Genomic DNA, 5560 nt, shown 5'->3' with positions numbered 1-5560 from the left:
AACACCCCGGTTTCTTTCGAGACCGGGGTGTTTAGAATAATGAGCTGGCGATGACTTACTCTCACATGGGAAACCCCACACTACCATCAGCGCTAAGAGGTTTCACTTCTGAGTTCGGGAAGGGATCAGGTGGTTCACTCTTGCTATGGTCGCCAGCACAACTGGTATGGATACTTGCATTGGTCTTAATGTGCCGATGCGTTTTCCAAATCTTTACAGATGGGCTGATTGAATCTTACTTTATTTGTTCATTTTAGCTAAGCATATAACTAAATCAAGTTGCTTTGCATATTAATGAATCGATTGATGCTTTATATACAACTGCTTGGGTGTTGTATAGTCAAGCCTCACGAGCAATTAGTATTGGTCAGCTTCACATATCACTATGCTTCCACATCCAACCTATCAACGTCCTAGTCTCGAACGGCTCTTTAGAGGACATAAAGTCCTAGGGAAATCTTATCTTGAGGTAGGCTTCCCGCTTAGATGCTTTCAGCGGTTATCCCTTCCGAACATAGCTACCCGGCGATGCGACTGGCGTCACAACCGGTACACCAGAGGTTCGTCCACTCTGGTCCTCTCGTACTAGGAGCAGATCCTCTCAAATTTCCAGCGCCCACGGTAGATAGGGACCGAACTGTCTCACGACGTTCTAAACCCAGCTCGCGTACCTCTTTAAATGGCGAACAGCCATACCCTTGGGACCTGCTTCAGCCCCAGGATGAGATGAGCCGACATCGAGGTGCCAAACACCGCCGTCGATATGAACTCTTGGGCGGTATCAGCCTGTTATCCCCAGAGTACCTTTTATCCGTTGAGCGATGGCCCTTCCATACAGAACCACCGGATCACTAAGACCTACTTTCGTACCTGCTCGACTTGTGGGTCTCGCAGTTAAGCGCGCTTTTGCCTTTATACTCTACGCGTGATTTCCGACCACGCTGAGCGCACCTTCGTACTCCTCCGTTACTCTTTAGGAGGAGACCGCCCCAGTCAAACTACCCACCAGACATGGTCCTCGCCCCGGATTACGGGGCAGAGTTAGAACCTCAACATTACCAGGGTGGTATTTCAAGGACGGCTCCATTGGAACTAGCGTTCCAACTTCAAAGCCTCCCACCTATCCTACACAAGTAAGGTCAAAGTTCAATGTCAAGCTGCAGTAAAGGTTCACGGGGTCTTTCCGTCTAGCCGCGGGTACACTGCATCTTCACAGCGATTTCGATTTCACTGAGCCTCTGCTGGAGACAGCGCCGCCATCATTATGCCATTCGTGCAGGTCGGAACTTACCCGACAAGGAATTTCGCTACCTTAGGACCGTTATAGTTACGGCCGCCGTTTACTGGGGCTTCGATCAAGAGCTTCGCTTACGCTAACCCCATCAATTAACCTTCCAGCACCGGGCAGGCATCACACCCTATACGTCCACTTTCGTGTTTGCAGAGTGCTATGTTTTTAATAAACAGTTGCAGCGGCCTGGTTTCTGTGGCTGCCAATAGCTCAGACCGCAAGGGTCATCACCGTCAGCAGCGTACCTTCTCCCGAAGTTACGGTACCATTTTGCCTAGTTCCTTCAGCAGAGTTCTCTCAAGCGCCTTGGTCTACTCGACCTGACCACCTGTGTCGGTTTCGGGTACGATTCCTGTGTAACTGAAGCTTAGAGACTTTTCCTGGAAGCATGGTATCAGCCACTTCGCTGTACAAGTACAGCTTGCTATCAGATCTCAGCATAGAGCACCCCGGATTTGCCTAAGATGCATGCCTACTTCCTTCCACCTGGACAACCAACGCCAGGCTGACTTAACCTTCTCCGTCCTCTCATCGCATTACACAGAAGTATTGGAATATTAACCAATTTCCCATCGACTACGCCTTTCGGCCTCGCCTTAGGGGTCGACTCACCCAGCCCCGATTAACGTTGGACTGGAACCCTTGGTCTTTCGGCGAACGGGTTTTTCACCCGTTTTGTCGTTACTCACGTCAGCATTCGCACTTCTGATACCTCCAGCATACTTCTCAATACACCTTCATCGGCTTACAGAACGCTCCCCTACCACTTGACTAAAAGTCAAATCCGCAGCTTCGGCACATAGTTTTAGCCCCGTTACATCTTCCGCGCAGGCCGACTCGACTAGTGAGCTATTACGCTTTCTTTAAAGGGTGGCTGCTTCTAAGCCAACCTCCTAGCTGTCTATGCCTTCCCACATCGTTTCCCACTTAACTATGATTTTGGGGCCTTAGCTGGCGGTCTGGATTGTTTTCCTCTTGACTACGGACGTTAGCACCCGCAGTCTGTCTCCCGGATAGTACTCATAGGTATTCGGAGTTTGCATCGGTTTGGTAAGTCGGGATGACCCCCTAGCCGAAACAGTGCTCTACCCCCTATGGTATTCGTCCGAGGCGCTACCTAAATAGCTTTCGGGGAGAACCAGCTATCACCAGGCTTGATTAGCCTTTCACCCCTATCCACAAGTCATCCCCTGGCTTTTCAACGACAGTGGGTTCGGTCCTCCAGTTAGTGTTACCCAACCTTCAACCTGCTCATGGATAGATCGCCTGGTTTCGGGTCTATACCCAGCAACTAAACGCCCTATTAAGACTCGATTTCTCTACGGCTCCCCTATACGGTTAACCTCGCTACTGAATATAAGTCGCTGACCCATTATACAAAAGGTACGCAGTCACCGAACAAGTCGGCTCCCACTGCTTGTATGCATGCGGTTTCAGGATCTATTTCACTCCCCTCACAGGGGTTCTTTTCGCCTTTCCCTCACGGTACTGGTTCACTATCGGTCAGTCAGGAGTATTTAGCCTTGGAGGATGGTCCCCCCATATTCAGACAAGGTTTCACGTGCCTCGCCCTACTCGTCATCATTATGTGTGCCCTTTCGTGTACGGGAATATCACCCTCTACGTTCGCACTTCCCAGAGCGTTCCACTAAAACACACATAACTTAATGGGCTGATCCCCGTTCGCTCGCCGCTACTAAGGGAATCTCAATTGATTTCTTTTCCTAAGGGTACTGAGATGTTTCACTTCCCCTCGTTCGCCTTGCAACACTATGTATTCATGTTGCAATACCTACCTTAAAGTAGGTGGGTTCCCCCATTCAGAAATCTCCGGATCAAAGGATATTTGCCGCCTCCCCGGAGCTTATCGCAGGCTATTACGTCTTTCATCGCCTCTGACTGCCAAGGCATCCACCACATGCACTTAATTACTTGACTATACAACCCCAAACAGTCGTCAACACTTACAAGTGAGTGTTGTCCGTGCGATTCTTCATCGCTACTATCTGTTGCCTGTGTATTTAAACACTGTACAGCTTCAATCTAAATTCATATACCAAAACGCTTGATTCAGTTAATTTGCTAGTTCTCAATTCATCTAGATTAATTGCTTAATCTAAACTCTTGAGTGAACAATTTATTTCAGACTCAATTTTGCCAATCTGTTAATGAATAAACATGCCTTCGTCAGGTCATGCTTAATACCGTGATACTTAAATCACAGAAGTTAATAAACCAAGATCTAAATCTTTATTTACTAATTTCTGTAATCCGAACTTCTCTTAAGTTCTGGTGGAGACTAGGAGAGTCGAACTCCTGACCTCCTGCGTGCAAAGCAGGCGCTCTACCAACTAAGCTAAGTCCCCAGCTTACATCATCAGTCATGTATCTTTTATCTATAACTTCAACCAGTCAAAGTCATGGTGGGTCTGACAAGACTTGAACTTGTGACCCCACGCTTATCAAGCGTGTGCTCTAACCAACTGAGCTACAGACCCTCAGATACATCTATGAAGAACAACTTGTTGTGGATTCTTACCAATCGTCAATCTTTCGTTAAGGAGGTGATCCAGCCGCAGGTTCCCCTACGGCTACCTTGTTACGACTTCACCCCAGTCATCGGCCACACCGTGGTAACCGCCCTCTTTGCAGTTAGGCTAGCTACTTCTGGTGCAACAAACTCCCATGGTGTGACGGGCGGTGTGTACAAGGCCCGGGAACGTATTCACCGCGGCATTCTGATCCGCGATTACTAGCGATTCCGACTTCATGGAGTCGAGTTGCAGACTCCAATCCGGACTACGATCGGCTTTTTGAGATTAGCATCCTATCGCTAGGTAGCAACCCTTTGTACCGACCATTGTAGCACGTGTGTAGCCCTGGCCGTAAGGGCCATGATGACTTGACGTCGTCCCCGCCTTCCTCCAGTTTGTCACTGGCAGTATCCTTAAAGTTCCCGACATTACTCGCTGGCAAATAAGGAAAAGGGTTGCGCTCGTTGCGGGACTTAACCCAACATCTCACGACACGAGCTGACGACAGCCATGCAGCACCTGTATGTAAGTTCCCGAAGGCACCAATCCATCTCTGGAAAGTTCTTACTATGTCAAGGCCAGGTAAGGTTCTTCGCGTTGCATCGAATTAAACCACATGCTCCACCGCTTGTGCGGGCCCCCGTCAATTCATTTGAGTTTTAGTCTTGCGACCGTACTCCCCAGGCGGTCTACTTATCGCGTTAGCTGCGCCACTAAAGCCTCAAAGGCCCCAACGGCTAGTAGACATCGTTTACGGCATGGACTACCAGGGTATCTAATCCTGTTTGCTCCCCATGCTTTCGCACCTCAGCGTCAGTGTTAGGCCAGATGGCTGCCTTCGCCATCGGTATTCCTCCAGATCTCTACGCATTTCACCGCTACACCTGGAATTCTACCATCCTCTCCCACACTCTAGCTAACCAGTATCGAATGCAATTCCCAAGTTAAGCTCGGGGATTTCACATTTGACTTAATTAGCCGCCTACGCGCGCTTTACGCCCAGTAAATCCGATTAACGCTTGCACCCTCTGTATTACCGCGGCTGCTGGCACAGAGTTAGCCGGTGCTTATTCTGCGAGTAACGTCCACTATCCCTAGGTATTAACTAGAGTAGCCTCCTCCTCGCTTAAAGTGCTTTACAACCATAAGGCCTTCTTCACACACGCGGCATGGCTGGATCAGGCTTCCGCCCATTGTCCAATATTCCCCACTGCTGCCTCCCGTAGGAGTCTGGGCCGTGTCTCAGTCCCAGTGTGGCGGATCATCCTCTCAGACCCGCTACAGATCGTCGCCTTGGTAGGCCTTTACCCCACCAACTAGCTAATCCGACTTAGGCTCATCTATTAGCGCAAGGTCCGAAGATCCCCTGCTTTCTCCCGTAGGACGTATGCGGTATTAGCATTCCTTTCGAAATGTTGTCCCCCACTAATAGGCAGATTCCTAAGCATTACTCACCCGTCCGCCGCTAAGATCAGTAGCAAGCTACCTCTCTCCGCTCGACTTGCATGTGTTAAGCCTGCCGCCAGCGTTCAATCTGAGCCATGATCAAACTCTTCAGTTAAAAATCATTTTGCACCTTATTAAAGACAAGGTGCCAATTCTGGCTCATCAATTTTCTGACTTAAATTTCGCTCAAATAAACTTCGAGTAATTTAAACCAATCAATCAATGATAATATTTCGATCAATCAATCAGTAAAAATCCACACAAGTTGTTCTTCAATTCTCTTAATGAT

General features: G+C 48.8%; 2 tRNA genes and 3 rRNA genes. All 5 read right to left on the bottom strand.

What is annotated here, in order from left to right:
- Positions 1-42 precede the first annotated feature (42 nt).
- The 5 genes from rrf to I7H67_RS19565 all read right to left on the bottom strand — a co-directional run bounded on the left by rrf (position 43) and on the right by I7H67_RS19565 (position 5386).
- Positions 43-157 (bottom strand): 5S ribosomal RNA (rrf, locus tag I7H67_RS19585).
- Positions 158-336: 179 nt separating this feature from the next.
- Positions 337-3229: ribosomal RNA gene (locus I7H67_RS19580) — 23S ribosomal RNA — on the bottom strand.
- A gap of 352 nt (positions 3230-3581) precedes the next feature.
- Positions 3582-3657, bottom strand: a tRNA-Ala gene (locus I7H67_RS19575).
- A gap of 55 nt (positions 3658-3712) precedes the next feature.
- Positions 3713-3789, bottom strand: a tRNA-Ile gene (locus I7H67_RS19570).
- Between the two features lie 59 nt (positions 3790-3848).
- Positions 3849-5386, bottom strand: a 16S ribosomal RNA gene (locus I7H67_RS19565).
- The 16S, 23S and 5S rRNA genes sit together here with 2 tRNA genes alongside, the layout of an rRNA operon.
- Between the last annotated feature and the right edge of the window lie 174 nt (positions 5387-5560).

The sequence above is a fragment of the Acinetobacter sp. ACIN00229 genome (assembly GCF_016106645.1).
In the GTDB taxonomy this organism is placed as follows: Bacteria; Pseudomonadota; Gammaproteobacteria; order Pseudomonadales; family Moraxellaceae; genus Acinetobacter; species Acinetobacter oleivorans.
The sequence above is the reverse complement of the archived record's forward strand: the minus strand, read 5'-3'. Positions and strand labels throughout refer to the sequence as shown.